Genomic DNA, 15,693 nt, shown 5'->3' with positions numbered 1-15,693 from the left:
ATCGCCCGCTCACTCCGTGCGGTGGCGCGGGAACTCCGGGCGGGTCGCCAAGAGTTGATACGGCGTGGACGTACGCCTGCGCAGAATCGCCGCCAAGCTGGCCATCGTCCGCGGGCTGCCCGGACGAGCCCACTCCTTCGGCGAAGAAATGCACCGGTTCCGGCTCGGCCCGCCGCTGCCGGAGTCCACGGTGACGGCATTTGAGACCGAGCACGGCATCCGGCTGCCGGAGGACTACCGGAGCTTCCTCACCACGGTCGGTCACGCCGGCGCCGGTCCGCACTACGGCCTCAAGCCGCTGGGCGACTGGGACTACGCCGTCCTGGACGCCCTCCAGCCCGGCCATCTGGCCACGCCGTTCCCGCTCTCGCCCAGCGACCCCGCACCGAGCCCGGACTGGTACGACGCGCTGGGTGCCAAAGACCCCGAGCCCTACCCCGGCTGCCTCTCGCTCACCAGCGAGGGCTGCTCCTACTCCACCCTGCTCGTGGTCTCCGGCCCCGCCCGCGGACGCGTCGTCAACGTCGACCTCGACCTCCGGCCGCCCACTTTCTGCCACGACTCCGACTTTCTTGCCTGGTACGAGAGATGGCTGGACGAGACCGTCGACGGGATGGACACCTCGGGATTCAACGTCTCGCTGCCGTACGACCAGCCCCTGCTGGTGTCCCTGCTGCGCGACGCGCCGGATCCCCGCCAACGGCATGCGGCCGCCTGGACGTTGGGCCGCTGTCCGGCGCTCCCGCCGACCGCCCGGTCGGCGCTCCGGGCCGCCGCCGTCGGCGATGCCGACGCCGAGGTACGCCTGGCGGCCGTGATCGCGTTGGGCCGCCGCCCGACACCCGCCGACGCCGGCACGTTCACCCGCGCTCTGACGGACACCTCCGCAGGCATCCGCGACGCCGCGCTCGGCGCCTTGTCCCGCCGGGGCAGTGCCTGGCACGCACGCGCCCGCGCCCTGCTCTTCGACACCTGCCCGGAGGTCCGCCGACGGGCCGTCCACGCCCTCGACGACTCCGGCGTGATCACCGAAGACGACCTCACACCGCTGCTCTCCGACCCCGACCGGTCGGTCAGAGAACTGGCGGCCTGGAGGCTGCCCCGGCTCGCCGGCAGGTGACCGGTTCGGTAAGTGAGCGGTCACCTCGGGTACGCCCGACTCGGGTCGCCCCCGCTGCCCGCCCGGAGCACCCTGGAGAGGTAATCCGTCAGCCGTGAACCGATCTGTGAGGTGCCGTATGAGCACTCTCGAAGAACACATCGACATCGGTGCTCCCCTCGACAAGGCCTGGGATTGCCTGCACCAGGTGGAGAGCTATCCGAAGTTCGTGGACGGCGTGCGCGAGGCCCATCTCGAGGGCAAGCGCACCCACCTCGGACTTGACGCGGGCGGCACATCCCGGGAACTCGAGCTCGAGATCACCGACCGCAGCGCGGAAAAGGTGCTGACATGGCAGACCAAGACCGGTCCTGACCTGGCAGGTACGGTCGCGCTGCTGCCCATCGACCGGGAGCACACCCGCGTCCAGGCCCGGTTCGAATACGACCCGGGCACCATCAAGGACGACTTCGGCGGGCCCAAGGGATTTGCCCAGGCCGCCGCCATCGAGCGGGGTCTGCGCAGCGATCTCCAGCAGTTCAAGGAGATGGTGGAACACAAGAAGTGAGGCACCTGCTCTTCGAGAGGGACGCGTCGGCTCCGCGCCCGCCGGTCACGCCCCGGCCGGCGCCTCGCCCCTGACCGCCACCTGCGCGGGCCGCAGCAGCCGGTCGCCGACCCGGTATCCCGGCCGGACGACGGCCGCGCAGGTGGCGCGTTCGGCCCGGCCGGAAGGGGGGTCGGCCGGCGTGTAGGTGAGGGCCTCATGGCGGGTCGGATCGAACGGGTCGCCCGGCGCGCCGAAGGCCTGCAGACCCAGCCCCGCCAGTTCGGTTTCCAGCGCCTCGGCGACACGCCGGAAACCGCCGGTCAGCTCGCCCTGCTCGGCGGCCTCCGCGACGGCGTCGAGTACGGGCAGCAACCGGCCCAGCACGTTGGTCACGGCGATCTCGCCGACCGCGCGACGATCGCGGCGGACCCGCTTGCGGTAGTTGTCGTACTCGGCCTTCAGCCGTTGCAGATCGGCCGTGCGCTCCCGCAGTTCGGCGCGGAGCACCGCCTCCGGTGACGCGGGCTGCGCGGCGGCGGGGGCGCGGCCGGCTGGTGCACCGCTGTCCGTATCGGCGGTCTGCGTCCCTTCGACGGCACGCCGGGGGAGCACGGCGGGGCCGTCGTCCGGGTGGTCCCGCACGAGTGCCAGCGGTCGGCGGGGGAGGCCACGGACGTGGGTCGGGCGGTTCATCGTGCGCTGCCCTCCTGCTTGTCGTCGTCGACGATCTCCGCATCGACGACATCGTCCTCGGGCTTGGCCTGCTCGCCACCGGGGGCCGTGCCCTCGGCGCCACCCGAGGCGGCCTGCGCGGCCTGGGCATCGGCGTACATGGCCTGCCCCAGCTTCTGGGAGACGGCCGCGACCTTCTCGCTGGCGGTGCGGATCTCGGCTGTGTTGCCGCCCTCGGCGGACTCGCCCTTGAGCTTCTCCTTCAGCTCGCCGACCGCCGTCTCGACCTCGGACTTCGTCTCCGCGGGCACCTTGTCCTCGTTGTCCTTGAGGAACTTCTCCGTCTGGTAGACCAGCTGCTCCGCCTGGTTACGGGTCTCCGCGGACTCCCGCCTGAGCCGGTCCTCCTCGGCGTGTTTCTCGGCCTCGCGGACCATCCGGTCGATGTCGTCCTTCGGCAGCGAGGAGCCGCCGGTGACGGTCATCTTCTGCTCCTTGCCCGTACCGAGGTCCTTGGCCGTGACGTGCATGATGCCGTTGGCGTCGATGTCGAAGGACACCTCGATCTGCGGCAGACCACGTGGGGCGGGCGGCAGACCGGTCAGCTCGAACATCCCGAGCTTCTTGTTGTACGCCGCGATCTCGCGCTCCCCCTGGAACACCTGGATCTGCACCGACGGCTGGTTGTCCTCGGCCGTCGTGAAGATCTCCGACCGCTTCGTGGGAATGGTGGTGTTCCGCTCGATGAGCTTGGTCATGATGCCGCCCTTGGTCTCGATACCGAGCGAGAGCGGCGTGACGTCCAGCAGCAGCACGTCCTTGACCTCGCCCTTGAGGACACCGGCCTGGAGGGTGGCACCGATGGCCACGACCTCGTCCGGGTTGACGCCCTTGTGCGGGTCCTTGCCCGTCAGCTCCTTGACCAGTTCCGTCACCGCCGGCATCCGGGTCGAGCCGCCGACCAGGATCACATTGTTGATGTCGGAGACCTTGATCCCCGCATCGTCGACTGCACTGTGGAACGGGGCCTTGCACCGGTCCAGCAGGTCGGCGGTCAGCTGCTCGAACTGGGCGCGCGTCAGCTTCTCGTCAAGGTGCAGCGGCCCATCCGGCGACGCGCTCAGATACGGCAGGTTGATCGTGGTCTCGGTGGCCGCGGACAGCTCGATCTTCGCCTTCTCGGCGGCCTCCCGCAGCCGCTGGGTGGCCATCTTGTCCTGGGCCAGATCGATCCCGTACGCATTCTTGAACTGCTTGGCCAAGTAGTCGACGACGCGCTGGTCCCAGTCGTCGCCGCCGAGGTGGGTGTCACCGTTGGTGGCCTTCACCTCCACGACACCGTCGCCGATCTCCAGCAGCGAGACATCGAAGGTGCCGCCGCCCAGGTCGAAGACCAGAATCGTCTGGTCGTGCTCCTTGTCCAGGCCGTACGCCAGCGCCGCGGCCGTCGGCTCATTGACGATCCGCAGCACCTTCAGGCCCGCGATCTCACCGGCCTCCTTGGTCGCGGTGCGCTGCGAATCATTGAAGTAGGCCGGCACGGTCACGACGGCGTCCGTCACGTCCTCACCCAGGTATTGCTCGGCGTCGCGCTTGAGCTTCTGCAGCACCCGCGCGGAGATCTCCTGCGCGGTGTACTGCTTGCCGTCGATGTCACCGCTCTCCGGGAACCGCCACTGCGCCTCGCCCACGTGGCGCTTGACCGACCGGGCGGTGCGCTCGATGTTGGTCACGGCCTGCCGTTTGGCGATCTCGCCGACCAGCACATCGCCGCCCTTGGCGAACCCGACCACCGAAGGCGTGGTCCGGGCCCCCTCGGCGTTGGCGATGACGGTGGGCTCCCCGCCCTCCATCACACTGACCACCGAGTTCGTCGTACCGAGGTCAATACCCACTGCGCGTGCCATGGTCCTCTCCTCACCTTGCGGCCGCCCGCTCCCGGAGCGGTCGCCGACTCGGGGCAGCGATGCTGCGCCGTACGGTCCACCACGCAGGCCCTCACCTGCTGGTACGGAGAGCAAGCCACCTACACCATCTGCATAAATCGTCCCAAGATGCCTGTCAAGATGCTCCGCATTCGTGGCAAATGGACTGTATGGCCAGTTCAGCGCGTCCGGACGGCGCGCTCCAGCGCTCGCGCGACCCGCTGGGTGTCCGCCTCGCTCGTACGCCAGTTGCTGAACGCGGCCCGAAGCGCGGGCTGCCCGGCGTACACCGTCGGCGTCAGGAACGCCTCGGCGGCCAGCTCGTCCGCGAGGGCGGCGAGGCGCTCGGGGGTGGGGCCGTCGGCCAGGGTGAAACAGACGACGTTCAGCCGGACCGGTGCGAGCAGGCGCAGCCCCTCGATCTTCTCGACGGCCGAGCCGAGGACGCGGGCGCAGGCCACACAGCGTTCCACGATCTCGCGGTGACCGTCGCGTCCGTATGCGCGCAGCGTGAACCAGGCCGCGAGCGCACGCAGCCGGCGGGAGTTCTCCGGGGTGAGATGGACGAGATCGGGGGTCGCGCCCAGCGGGCCGAGATAGGCGGCCGCATTCTGGAACACCCGGGCCTGAAGGTCCTGGCGACGGGTGAACTGCACCGCGCTGTCGTACGGCACATTCAGCCATTTGTGCAGGTCGACGCAGACCGAGTCGGCCAGGTCGAGGCCGTCGACGAGGTGGGCGTGGTCGGCGGAGAGCGCGGCGAAGGCACCGAACGCGGCATCGGTGTGCAGCCAGAAGTCATAGCGGTCGCGCAGCGCGGCAAGGGCCCGCAGGTCGTCGAAGTCGACCGTGTTGACCGTGCCGGCGTTGGCCACGACGATGCACGGGCCGTCCGCCTCCCGCAGCGCCGCTTCCAGCGCCGCCGGATCGACCGCCTCCCGTCCGGGAAGAGTGGCCACCGTCCGGAGGGCGGCGCGTCCCAGCCCCAACAGGGACAGCCCCTTGGCCACGCTGGAGTGCGGGCTGCCCGACAGGACCCGTACGGTCCCCAGGGCGGCCACCCCCGCCTCGGCGGGCGACACGCCGAGCCGCTCGCCGAGCCATTCGCGGGCGATCGCCAGACCGACGGTGTTGGACAGGGTGGCTCCGCTGACCAGGGCCCCGCCGTGGCGGTCGGACAGGCCGAACAGCTCACGCAGCCAGCCCACCGTCTCCCGTTCGAGGTGCTGGCCGGTGGCGTCCAGCGACGACATCGCGTTCTGGTCCACCGTCGCGGTCAGCCAGTCCCCGGCCAGCGCGGCCGGCGTCACGCCCCCGGTGACAAAACCGAGGTACCGCGGCCCGGCACTGGCCGACAGCCCCGGTTCCCAACGACCGGCGAACTCCCGCAAGGCGGCGGCCAGCCCGACCCCCTCCGCGGACAGCGGCACCGCCTGCGGAACCACCGCGTCCGGTACGACCGGAGCCTCGGCAAGCCCGTCGAGAAACGCCGCGGCATGCCGCCGGGTGGCCTCCAACAGATCCGGCAGAGCGTCGAGGTCGTCGGCGAGTCGCGGGTGCATAAGGGGCTCCGTTCATCGGTGGTGGATCTCTGCCGGATTGTTGCCGTCACGGAGATCGCGGGGGCCACCGGGGTCACGAAGTCCGCCTGGGGCGGGGGCCCGTGAGGGCGACGGGGGCGCCCCTCACCGCCCCCCGGCCCACCTGTACCGGTGCTCCGGCCGCCCGGTGTCCCCGTACTTCAGGGTCAGGGTGATGCGGCCGGCGCGCTCGAGGTGTTTGAGGTAGCGCTGGGCGGTGGAGCGGCTGACGCCGGTGCGTTCGGCCACCTCGTGGGCGGAGAGGGGGCGTGCGGCTTCGGCCAGGGCATGGCGGATGAGGTCGACGGTCGCTGCCGAGTGGCCCTTGGGGAGTTCCGTGTGCGGGGAGTCGGCGGTACGGAAGGCGCCGAAGATCCGGTCGACCTGTTCCTGGCCGGCCTCGCCACGTCCGCCGACGCCCGCGACGGTCCGGCGCAGCGCGGCGTACCCCTCGAGCTTGGCGCGCAGGCCGGCGAAGCCGAACGGCTTGACGAGGTATTGCAGCGCGCCGCAGCGCATGGCGTCCTGGACGGTGGACACATCGCGGGCCGCCGTCACCATGATCACGTCGGCGCGATGGCCGAGCTGGCGCAGCCGCCGTACCAGGCTCAGGCCGGTCTCGTCCGGCAGGTAGTGGTCGAGGAGTACCAGGTCGACGGGGGTGCGCTCCAGGGTTGCCAGCGCCTGGGCGGCGGTGTGGGCGTGGCCGGTGACGCGGAAGCCGGGGACCTGGGAGACATAGGCGGCATTGATCTCGGCGACGTGGAAGTCGTCGTCCACCACCAGGACGTCGATCACGGTGATCCTCCCTCGGTCATCGCGGCTCTCCGGCGGCGGTGAGACGGGTACCCGGAGTGCCCGGGATACCTGGGGTTCCCGGAATGCCTGGTGCGCCGGCCTCCCGGGCGAGCGCCTCGGGCAGGACGACGGTGAAGACCGCGCCGCCGCCCGCGCGGGCGGTCACCCGGGCCATCCCGCCGTACCGCTCGGCCGGCCGCCGCACCAGCGCCAGGCCGATGCCCCGGCCGCGGAGGGCGGTGGCGGACGGGGCGCGCTTGGTGGACCAGCCCTCGGCGAAGATCGCGTCGCGTATCGCGGGCGGCACCCCCGGCCCGGTGTCCGAGACCCGCAGCACCGCCGTGGTGCCCTCGGCCCGCAGCTCCACCTCGACGAACGGGTCGGCGCGGCGGTGCCCGGCGACGGCGTCCAGCGCGTTGTCGAGGAGGTTGCCCAGCACGGTCACCAGGTCGCGCGGGTCGACCACCGCATCGGGCAGCAGCGTCGCGGCCGACACCCGGAGCGACACCCCGCGCTCGGCCGCGATGGCCGCCTTGCCGACCAGGAGCGCGGAGAGCAGCGGGTCCGGTACCCGCTCGGCGATCTGTTCCGCGGACGCCCGGTGGGCGCCGGCCACTTCGGTCACGAACTCCACCGCCTTCTCGTGCCGCCCGAGTTCGAGCAGCCCGCGCAGGGTGTGCAGCTGGTTGGCGTGCTCGTGGTCCTGGGCACGCAGCGCGTCCAACAGGCCCTGGGTACTGTCCAGTTCGCGGCCGAGCAGTTCCAGTTCGGTACGGTCGCGCAGCGTCACCACCGCCCCGCCGTCCCGCGTCGGCACCCGGTTGGCGACCAGCACGCGCCCGCCGCTGACGGCCAGCAGGTCCGTCCCCGCCACCCGCCCGGACAGCACATCCGTCGTCCGGCCCGGCGGCAGCACCTCGGCCGGCGTCTGCCCGGCGGCCGCCGTCGCATCGAGGCCGAGCAGCCGCCCGGCCTCGTCGTTGACCAGCCGGATCCTGCCGTACCGGTCGCAGGCCACCACGCCCTCACGGATGCCGTGCAGCATCGCCTCCCGCTCGGCGAGCAGCGCCGAGATATCGGCGAACGCCACACCGTGCGTACGGCGCCGCAGCCGGCGGGAGACACCGACCGCGGCCAGAACGCCGACAGCGAGCGCCGCGCCCGCGTACCGCAGCAGCCCCGGAAGGGCGGCGAACAGCCGCCCCCGGACGCTGTCGTAGCCGATGCCGACCGACACCGCCCCGACGATCCGGCCGCGGTCGTCGCGCAGCGGCACCTTGGCGCGCGCCGACCGCCCCAGCGTCCCGGTGTCGATCTGCCGTACTTCCTGTCCGGCCAGGGTCCGGCTCGGATCGGTGGACACATGCCTGCCGATCTCGGCGGTGGTGGTGTGCGACCACCGCACACCCCGCATGTCCATCACCACGATGTACAGCGCCCCCGTCGCCGTACGGATCCGCTCCGCATCCGCCTGCACCGGCCCGCGCGGATCCGGCCGGGTGGTGACCAGCTCCCGCGCGAGGTCCGGATCGGCCGCGGTGGTCTGGGCGATCGACAGTGCCCGCCGCATCGCCTGGTCGTCGAACTCCGCGCCGAGCGGGGCGAGAAACAGACCCATGGCGAGCACCATCACACCGGTGGTGATGGTCACCTGCGCGGTCAGGACCTGCGCGAAGATCCGGCGGGGCCGGGGCCGGGGCCAGGGCAGGCGTCGGCGCCAGTGGATCCGCATACCATCCCCTCGTCTCCCGTAGTGCCAGGCATCCCGCGGCATCGTGCGGCGTCATGCGACGTCATGTGACCTCATGTGACGTCGTGTGACGTAGAGGTGTCCGCACCGTAAGCCGTACGCGGGCGGCTGCACACCCCTGCGTAAGGATCCAGCCGTTCTTGGATGAGCAAAACGAGCACAACGGAGAATGCGCGCAGAAAGGCAGCTTGCGGCCACAAGGCTGCCGCGCCGCACCGGGTCGCTTCTAGCCTCCGGGGCCATGAACAGCCACTCCAGCCCCGCGATCGAACTGCGGGGAACGAGCAAAGTGTTCCGGACCCCGTCCGGGGCGCTGCACACCGCCGTCCGGGATCTTGATCTGGTCGTCGAGCGCGGCGAATTCGTCGCCGTCGTCGGGCCCACCGGATGCGGAAAGTCCACCACGCTGACGCTGATCAGCGGGCTGGAGGAGCCCACGGTCGGAGAGGTCCTGGTCGGCGGCGAACCGGTCCGCGGCATCGGCGAGAAGATCGGCTTCGTCTTCCAGCAGGACGCGGTCTTCCCCTGGCGCACCGTGCTGTCGAATGTGATGGCCGGTCCCCGTTTCCGCGGTGTGCCCAAGCCCGAGGCGAAGGAACGGGCGCGCGAATGGCTCGCCAGGGTCGGGCTGGCGTCCTTCGAGGACCGCTATCCGCACCAGCTCTCCGGCGGCCAGCGCAAACGCGTCGCCCTCGCCGCGACCTTCGTCAACGACCCCGAACTCCTGCTCATGGACGAGCCGTTCTCCGCCCTGGACGTACAGACCCGCGCCCTGATGTCGGATGAACTCCTCGAGCTGTGGTCGGGCACCGGCGCCTCCGTCGTGTTCGTGACGCACGACCTGGAGGAGTCCATTGCCCTCGCCGACAAGGTGGTGGTGATGACAGCAGGCCCCGCGACCGTCAAGGAGGTCTTCGCCATCGACCTGCCGCGCCCCCGGCAGGTCGAATCGGTGCGGCTGGAGCCGCGGTTCATCGAGATCTACCGGGAGATCTGGTCCTCGCTCGGCGAAGAGGTCCGCATCACCCGCGAGAGGGGTGCCGCAGATGTCGCCTGAGACCGTTCCCGCCTCCGCCAAGATGGCCAAGTCCGGTACAGGAGCGGACCGTTCGCAGGAACGTGCGCGGGCCGCCCGCCATCACAAGCTCCTGGTCCACGGCACCCGCGTGCTGCTTCTCATCGGCCTGATCGGGCTCTGGGAGTGGCTGGCCCGAGCCGCCGTCATCGACCCTTTCAACTTCTCGATGCCCTCGAAGATCGGGGACCAGATGGCCCAATGGGCGCTGCACGGCACCCCGCAGGGCTCCCTCTGGGAGCAGATCTGGTACACGCTCTACGAGGCGCTCCTCGGCTGGGTCATCGGTGTGATCGGCGGCGTGGTGCTGGGCATCGCACTTGGCCGGATCCGATTCCTCGCCGATGTGCTCGGCCCGTACATCAAGGTGCTCAACGCGCTGCCGCGGATCGTCCTCGCCCCCATCTTCCTCATCTGGTTCGGCCTCGGCCCGGCCTCCAAGGTCGCCTCCGCCGTCGTCCTCGTCTTCTTCCCGGTCTTCTTCAACGCCTTCCAGGGCGCCCGGGAGGTCGACCGTAACCTGGTCGCCAACTCGCGTATCCTCGGCGCGAGTTCACGTCAGGTCACCCTTCAGGTCGTCATCCCCTCCGCCACCTCCTGGATCTTCACCAGCCTGCATGTGAGCTTCGGCTTCGCCCTGATCGGCGCAATCGTCGGCGAGTACATCGGCGCGACCAAGGGCCTCGGCCTGCTGGTCTCCGCCTCACAGGGCACCTTCAACGCGGCCGGTGTCTACGCGGCCATGGTGATCCTCGCCGTCGTCGCCCTGCTCGCCGAAGGGCTGCTGGCCTTTCTCGAAAAGCGGCTCTTCCGCTGGAGGCCGACCGACGCCGGCGCCGAACGCTGAACGGCCCCGGACGAGCGATCCCGAAGCCTCCAGGCCGTTCTCTTTCTCTTCCTCCGTCTCCTTTTCCGTCTCCTTTTCCTTCTCCCAAGGACGTGACCATGCGCACCGCACTCAAGCTCTCGGCCGCCGCGGCCGCCGCCACCCTCGCCCTGACCACGCTCACTGCCTGCGGCGGCGGTGGCCCCTCGGCCGCCCCCAAGGACGACAGCATCAAAATCATGGTGGGCGGCCTGGACAAGGTCATCTATCTACCGGCGAGACTCACCCAGCAGCTCGGCTATTTCGAGGACGAAGGCCTCAAGGTCACCCTGCTCACGGAACCGGCCGGCGTACAGGCCACCACCTCCCTCGTCTCCGGCGATGTGCAGGGCGTCGTCGGGTTCTACGACCACACCCTCGATCTCCAGGTCAAGGGCAAGCAGGTGGAATCGGTGGTACAGCTCGCGCACGCCCCCGGCGAGGTCGAGGTCGTCGCCAACAAGGCGGCGGGCAATCTCACTTCCCCGAAGGACTTCAAGGGCAAGAAGCTCGGCGTCACCGGCCTCGGTTCGTCCACCGATTTCCTTACCAAATACCTCGCGGTCAAGAACGGCGTCCAGACGAATGAGTTCACGCCGGTGGCGGTCGGCGCCGGCCAGACCTTTATTTCCGCCCTCCAACAGGGCTCAATTCAGGGCGGAATGACGACCGACCCCACGGTCGCTCAAATCGTGGACAAGAAGCTCGGCAAGATTCTCATCGACATGCGCACCCCCGAGGGCTCGCGGCAGGCACTCGGCGGCCCGTACCCCTCCTCCAGCCTCTATATGAACACCGACTGGGTGAACAGCCACAAGGAGACGGTGCAGAAGCTGGCCAACGCCCTGGTGAAGACCCTCAAGTGGATGTCCACCCACACGTCCGAACAAATCGTCGCCAAGATGCCGTCCGACTACGCAGAGGGCGGTAAGAAGCTGTATGCCCAGGCAATCAAGGACACCCTGCCCATGTTTACGAAGGACGGCGTGATGCCGGCCGACGGGCCGGCCACCGTGGAGCGGGTCCTCAAGGCCTTCAACCCCAATCTGAAGAATGCCTCGGTGGACCTGAAGAAGACCTACACCACGGAATTCGTCAAGAAGTCGGGCTGATGGGGGACGGGCGCTCCTCCCTCATATGTGCAGTCCTCAGAGGCGCAACATCAGGGCCGGACGCGTCCCGTTCAGATAGTGGTCGCCGATGTCGCGGAGGCTGTGGGTGGGGGAGCCCTGCGCCGTCAGGACGCGGGCGTTGCGCCAGAACCGGTCGAAACCCGGGCCGCCGGCGGGGGACTCGGCGCCCTCCGTGAGTTCCATGATGCGGGTGGTGATCTGGAGGGCGGACCTGCTGGTGACGGCTTCGGCAGCGGCGACGAGGACGGCGATCTCGGCGCGTTCGTCGACGCCGAGGTCGTCCCCCAGCAGGAGGCCTCTCGCCAGGGCTTCCGTTGCCGGTTCGACCACCGCCGCGGCGGTGTGCGCGGCGGCCACCAGTTCCCCGTAGGCGAGGAGGAGGTAGGGGTCCCTGCCCGGGCGGTCCGCGTATGCGCCGCCGTCCGCACCCGTGGCCGGCCAGGTGCGCGGTGTGGCACGGCTGAAGTCCCTGGCCTCGGCCAGTGCCCCCTCCGCGATGCCCAGCCCGACGTGGACGAGGGCGAGCCGGAGCGCCAGGGGCGCGAGCGCGGCGAAGGGGGAGAGATCGTGCTCATCGCGCGGGACGGCGCCGAGGACGTGGTCGGGATGCACCGGCACGCCGTCGAATCCGACGCTGCCGGCTCCGGTCAGCCGCTGCCCGAGGCGGTCATGCGCCGGGTCGGTTGTCACGGCAGGGTGCGCCGGATCCACGACGACGATCAGGGCCTCGTCGGATGCGGTGCAGAGCGCACCGAGCACCAGCCGGTCCGCGACGGCCACACCCGCGGCGAAGGCCTTGCGCCCGGTGAGGACGTACCCGCCAGGGGTGGGCGTGAGGGTCAGATCGGGGCCGGTCGCCGACTCCGCCTCCGTCCCTGGGACGTTGCTGCTGCCGCCCCAGAGCCACTGTTCCTCGGCCGCTTGGCGTTCGAGGTCTGCTGCGCTCTCCGGGGTGCCGAAGAATCGGGGGCTCCACGACAGGACGTAGTGCCGGGCGAGCAGTTCGCCGATGGAGCTGTCGGCCGCCGCGATCTCCCGGATGACCGCGCAGGCGGTACGCCAGTCACTGCCCCCGCCCAGCGGCGTGGGCGGCGTCAGCAGGGCAGGCAGCCCGGCCTCGCGCAGCCGCGCGATCTCGTCGAAGGGAGGCTTGCCCGCACGGTCACGGCTGAGCGCGTCGACGGCGAGGTCGTCGGCGAGTTCGCGGGTGACGCGCGGCCACAGTCCTTCCTCCGTCACCTCGTGGGACCGGGGGGAGGCCGGGCGGGCTGCGGGCTTCGTCGGCATGGCGCCGTTCACCGTCCTGTCGGGTGGGGTGGGCCGGTGAGTGTCGGCCGGGAAAGGGCGTGGCGGGACGACGGGAGGGACGGCGGTACGGATGCAGCGGTACGGATCAGCGCGCGCACTGCCGCCACCTCCTCGTTCCCTAGTTTTCCCACTGGATTAGTAGGAAATAGAATGCGTTCCCGACTCCCGGTGGAGCAAGGGGTGTTCGAGGGGTGGACGCTCGAGGGTGCGAATCCGGACGGGCGTGCGCGACGGAGGCCGTGGGCCGGAGGGCAAGCGGCTCCCGCACACTCGGCCCACCAGAGAGGCGCCAGGCGAACGTCCCTAGGGGTTCGTCCAGGAAGCGGGGTCCTCCGTCAGCGCGGACACCCGTGTGGGCAGCTCGGCCGAAGCCACATCGGCCAGTGACACACCGTCGAGGATCTGACGGACGTTGGCCCGCAGCGCCACCCACAGCGGCAGCAGCGACTCGGCGGGGCCGGAATAGGACAACTCCGGCGGGCGGACGCCGCGTACCGACACCAGCGGCCCGTCCACCACGCGGATGACATCCGCGATGCTGATCTCATCCGGGGCCTTGGCCAGCCGGTAGCCGCCGTTGCCGCCGCGCTGGCTCACGACGAGTCCGCCCCGCCGCATGTCGTTGAGGATGCCTTCGAGGAACTTGTGTGGAATGTCCTGGGCGTCGGCGATGGCCTCCGCCTTGAGTGGCCCGGCATCCCGGGCATCAGCGAGTTGCAGGGCGGCACGCACCGCATAGTCCGCTCTGGCTGAAATCCGCATGGGGGCATTATTCCGCAGGGGGAGGGCGGAGGTGGAGCCTCACCCCCCATCGCGACGACGCACCACCCTTGACGCAGCTCGGCGGCACCTCGACACTCAGGGGCGGGAACCCTAGTGAACGGGTGGGAATTCATGGGGCGTACGGCGCTGGACACCGACCGCGCGGTCTGCGCGGCCCAGCCGCTTCCCCTTCTGACCTCACGCCGGCACATCGACCTCCTGCGCGTCTGCAGCGCGGCGAGTCCCCTCGGCTGAGGCGATAGCGCCCGGCCCCGTCCCGTCGCCTTACGCCGGTCCCCTCGTCGTCCGGGCCTGCGCCGGGGCCGTCCGGGCCCGCCTGCCCTTCTTGTGCCCGCCCGCCCTTACGCCCGCCCGTAAGCCCGCGAACCGGCCAGATCCCAGGGAGTCCGTATGACCGCTACGCCTGACATGGGCGCCATGTCGCCCACCTCCCCGACCGCCGTGCCGTCCCTCCGGGGCAGGATCGGCTGCGATGCGCGCAGCGGCCACTACGCCGTGCCGCACCGCTACCGTCTGCACCTCTCGCTGTCGTGTCCGGACTGTCTGAGAATCGCCGTCACGCACAGCCTGCTGGACCTGGGCGACACCCTCCCGGTGACGCTGCTGCCCGCCGTCCCCGACGGCCCGGCCGGCGAGCACTCCGCGCTGCGCCCGCTGTACGAGGCCAGCTCGCACCAGCACCCCGGGCCGGCCGCCGCCCCGGTACTCAGCGACGGATGGACGGGCCGGATCGTCAGTGCGCACGCCCCCGACATCCTGCGTGATCTGACCGAACGGTTCGGTGGCGAGGGGCCCGTGCTGTATCCGCACCACGCGCGGAACGACCTCGAGGCGATCGGGCGGCTCTGCGAGCAGGACATCAACGAGGCCGCACAGAGTGCCGGCCGGCTCGGCACGGACAGTTCGGAGTACGAGACCGCGCTGGGCACCCTGCTCCGCACGCTGGACTCCCTGGAGCGGCGTCTGACCGACCGGGAATATGTGCTGGGCGACGAGCTCACCTCTGCCGACGTCCAGTTGTGGGTGACGCTGGTGCAGCTCGACACCGTGCACCGCTGGCACTTGGACGCCGCGGCAGTACAACTCATCGCCGGTCACGGGCAGTTGTGGGCGTATGCCCGCCGCCTGGCCGCCCTTCCAGCCTTCGGCTCCCACCTGGACCTGGACGGCATCGCGCGCCGGCACCATGCCCGCTGCCAGGGGCAGGAGGCCGCCGGGGCGGCGGTGCAGATCGTGGACTGGACGGCGGCGCTCAGGTCCAGGCCCGTTACGCCGACCCTCCGCTGACGGGACAGGGGCGGGTGTGGCATATCGCCGGGGCCACGCCCGCCCCGCACCGGCGAGCGGGCGATGGCACGGCGGCTCCGCACCCGCGGGGCACTCCGGCTGCCGGTGCGGTGCGGCCGTCCGGGGGGCGTGGCACCTCGTAGCTGACGCTCAGCCAGGCACGGACGCCCCCGGGGCCTTCCCGAACGCCTTGTCGCCCTCCGTGAACGGCACCACGGCAACAGGGCATCCCGCGCTGTGCAGCGCCTCACCGCTGATGGATCCCAGCACCAGCCGCCGCAGACCGCTCCGTCCGTGCGAGCCGACGACCAGCAGAGCGGCGCGCTGCGAGGCCTCCCGCAGAAGGGTGGCGGGGCGGACGCGCTCGACGCGCGGGTCTACCGGGACACCGGGATAGCGGTCGCGCCGCCTGGCGGTTTCGGCCTCCAGGATGAGCAGCGCGGCGTCGTCGAGGGCCTTGAAGTCGGGTGCCACCAGGTGCGGGCCGGCGGGCATCTCGCTGGGGTGGAAGCTGGCATGCACCAGCTCCAGGTGGGCGCCGCGCAGTTCGGCTTCCGCGAAGGCCAGATCCAGGGCTTCGTCGGAGATATCGGTGATGTCCACCCCGGCCACCACGCGATTTTCCGTGGCCTCGGGGGTTTCCTCCGGCCGGACGATGATGACCGGGCAGCCGGCATGCGCGGCCACCTCCCAGCTGACCGAGCTGAGCGGCAGCCGGGGGAAGCCGCCGGCCCCGCGGTGCCCGAGGACGAGAGCGGCCGCGTGCGGCGACCGGCTCAGGAGCTCCTCGGCGGCCCGGCCGGGCACCGTCTCCGTACGTACCGTCACGTCGGGGAACTCCGACCGGACCATCGACGCGAGCGGTTCG

At 70.7% G+C, this 15,693-nt stretch carries 15 protein-coding genes; 7 read left to right on the top strand and 8 right to left on the bottom strand.

What is annotated here, in order from left to right; translation table 11 throughout:
* The first annotated feature begins 64 nt into the window (after positions 1-64).
* Positions 65-1,120 carry a HEAT repeat domain-containing protein gene (locus tag AB0D04_RS34905; protein WP_362711407.1) on the top strand — a complete coding sequence of 352 codons (1,056 nt, stop codon included), beginning with the start codon at positions 65-67 and terminating at the stop codon, positions 1,118-1,120.
* Positions 1,121-1,238: 118 nt separating this feature from the next.
* Positions 1,239-1,667, top strand: a complete 429-nt coding sequence (locus AB0D04_RS34900) for an SRPBCC family protein (RefSeq protein ID WP_362711406.1) — start codon at positions 1,239-1,241, stop codon at positions 1,665-1,667.
* A gap of 45 nt (positions 1,668-1,712) precedes the next feature.
* On the opposite strand, the gene grpE is transcribed toward AB0D04_RS34900, so the two are convergent.
* From grpE to AB0D04_RS34875, 5 genes are all read right to left on the bottom strand, one after another.
* Positions 1,713-2,342, bottom strand: a complete 630-nt coding sequence (gene grpE, locus AB0D04_RS34895; protein WP_362711405.1) for a nucleotide exchange factor GrpE — start codon at positions 2,340-2,342, stop codon at positions 1,713-1,715.
* The gene (dnaK, locus tag AB0D04_RS34890) at positions 2,339-4,228 is read right to left on the bottom strand and encodes a molecular chaperone DnaK (RefSeq protein ID WP_362711404.1); all 1,890 of its coding nucleotides are present in this window, start codon (positions 4,226-4,228) and stop codon (positions 2,339-2,341) included. Before dnaK ends, grpE begins: the two co-directional genes overlap by 4 nt.
* 197 nt (positions 4,229-4,425) lie before the next feature.
* A complete protein-coding gene (locus AB0D04_RS34885; protein WP_362711403.1) occupies positions 4,426-5,808 on the bottom strand; it encodes a pyridoxal-dependent decarboxylase in 1,383 nt (460 codons plus the stop codon).
* 123 nt (positions 5,809-5,931) lie between these two features.
* A complete protein-coding gene (locus AB0D04_RS34880; RefSeq protein WP_362711402.1) occupies positions 5,932-6,624 on the bottom strand; it encodes a response regulator in 693 nt (230 codons plus the stop codon).
* A 16-nt stretch (positions 6,625-6,640) separates the two neighbouring features.
* Entirely contained in the window at positions 6,641-8,356 is a 1,716-nt protein-coding gene (locus tag AB0D04_RS34875; protein WP_362711401.1) for a sensor histidine kinase, read from the bottom strand.
* 259 nt (positions 8,357-8,615) lie between these two features.
* On the opposite strand from AB0D04_RS34875, the gene AB0D04_RS34870 reads away from it, so the two are divergent.
* The 3 genes from AB0D04_RS34870 to AB0D04_RS34860 all read left to right on the top strand — a co-directional run bounded on the left by AB0D04_RS34870 (position 8,616) and on the right by AB0D04_RS34860 (position 11,426).
* The gene (locus AB0D04_RS34870) at positions 8,616-9,431 is read left to right on the top strand and encodes an ABC transporter ATP-binding protein (protein WP_362711400.1); all 816 of its coding nucleotides are present in this window, start codon (positions 8,616-8,618) and stop codon (positions 9,429-9,431) included.
* Positions 9,421-10,296 (top strand): ABC transporter permease, encoded by an 876-nt coding sequence (locus AB0D04_RS34865; RefSeq protein ID WP_362711399.1) that lies wholly within the window; start codon positions 9,421-9,423, stop codon positions 10,294-10,296. The genes AB0D04_RS34870 and AB0D04_RS34865 overlap by 11 nt, the downstream gene beginning before the upstream one ends.
* A 98-nt stretch (positions 10,297-10,394) precedes the next feature.
* Positions 10,395-11,426, top strand: a complete 1,032-nt coding sequence (locus tag AB0D04_RS34860; RefSeq protein WP_362711398.1) for an ABC transporter substrate-binding protein — start codon at positions 10,395-10,397, stop codon at positions 11,424-11,426.
* 36 nt (positions 11,427-11,462) lie between these two features.
* On the opposite strand, the gene AB0D04_RS34855 is transcribed toward AB0D04_RS34860, so the two are convergent.
* Both AB0D04_RS34855 and AB0D04_RS34850 read right to left on the bottom strand, forming a co-directional pair.
* Entirely contained in the window at positions 11,463-12,734 is a 1,272-nt protein-coding gene (locus AB0D04_RS34855) for an acyl-CoA dehydrogenase family protein (RefSeq protein WP_362711397.1), read from the bottom strand.
* A 324-nt stretch (positions 12,735-13,058) separates the two neighbouring features.
* Complete coding sequence (locus AB0D04_RS34850; protein WP_362711396.1) at positions 13,059-13,517, bottom strand: Rrf2 family transcriptional regulator; 459 nt, start codon at positions 13,515-13,517, stop codon at positions 13,059-13,061.
* A gap of 114 nt (positions 13,518-13,631) precedes the next feature.
* Between AB0D04_RS34850 and AB0D04_RS34845 the strand changes: the two genes are divergently transcribed.
* Both AB0D04_RS34845 and AB0D04_RS34840 read left to right on the top strand, forming a co-directional pair.
* Positions 13,632-13,772, top strand: coding sequence for a putative leader peptide (locus AB0D04_RS34845; protein ID WP_362711395.1), 141 nt, complete (start codon positions 13,632-13,634; stop codon positions 13,770-13,772).
* Between the two features lie 183 nt (positions 13,773-13,955).
* Positions 13,956-14,825, top strand: coding sequence for a glutathione S-transferase C-terminal domain-containing protein (locus tag AB0D04_RS34840; RefSeq protein WP_362711416.1), 870 nt, complete (start codon positions 13,956-13,958; stop codon positions 14,823-14,825).
* Between the two features lie 150 nt (positions 14,826-14,975).
* Here the strand turns inward: AB0D04_RS34840 and AB0D04_RS34835 are convergent.
* On the bottom strand, positions 14,976-15,693 hold a 718-nt coding region (locus AB0D04_RS34835), incomplete at its 5' end, for a universal stress protein (protein WP_362711394.1).

This window comes from Streptomyces sp. NPDC048483, from assembly GCF_040651455.1.
Classification (GTDB): Bacteria; Actinomycetota; Actinomycetes; order Streptomycetales; family Streptomycetaceae; genus Streptomyces.
The sequence above is the reverse complement of the archived record's forward strand: the minus strand, read 5'-3'. Positions and strand labels throughout refer to the sequence as shown.